The sequence below is a fragment of the Streptomyces sp. NRRL F-5135 genome (assembly GCF_000719775.1).
Taxonomy (GTDB): Bacteria; Actinomycetota; Actinomycetes; order Streptomycetales; family Streptomycetaceae; genus Streptomyces; species Streptomyces hebeiensis.
This window is the reverse complement of record NZ_JOHR01000095.1, coordinates 1-305: the sequence shown is the minus strand read 5'-3', so window position 1 is coordinate 305 and position 305 is coordinate 1. Positions and strand designations below refer to the sequence as shown.

General features: G+C 56.1%; 1 rRNA gene. It reads left to right on the top strand.

Annotated features, from left to right (window positions below):
• Positions 1–216: 216 nt before the first annotated feature.
• Positions 217–305: ribosomal RNA gene (locus IG02_RS0135645) — 16S ribosomal RNA — on the top strand; the annotation flags it as partial.

Here is a 305-nt window from a genome sequence, read left to right as displayed (position 1 = left end):
GAAGCGTCCGTTCCTTGAGAACTCAACAGCGTGCCAAAAATCAACGCCAGATTAGTTGATACCCCGTCCATCTTCGGATGGCGAGGTTCCTTTGAAAGTCCTGCCGGCCCTTGTGGCGGGTAGGCAACATACACAGCGAGGACGCTGTGGACAGTCGGCCTTATTCCGGCCTGACTGTCCCGCTCAACGCGAGTGTCACCGGATAACGGTGAAGCATTCACGGAGAGTTTGATCCTGGCTCAGGACGAACGCTGGCGGCGTGCTTAACACATGCAAGTCGAACGATGAAGCCTTTCGGGGTGGAT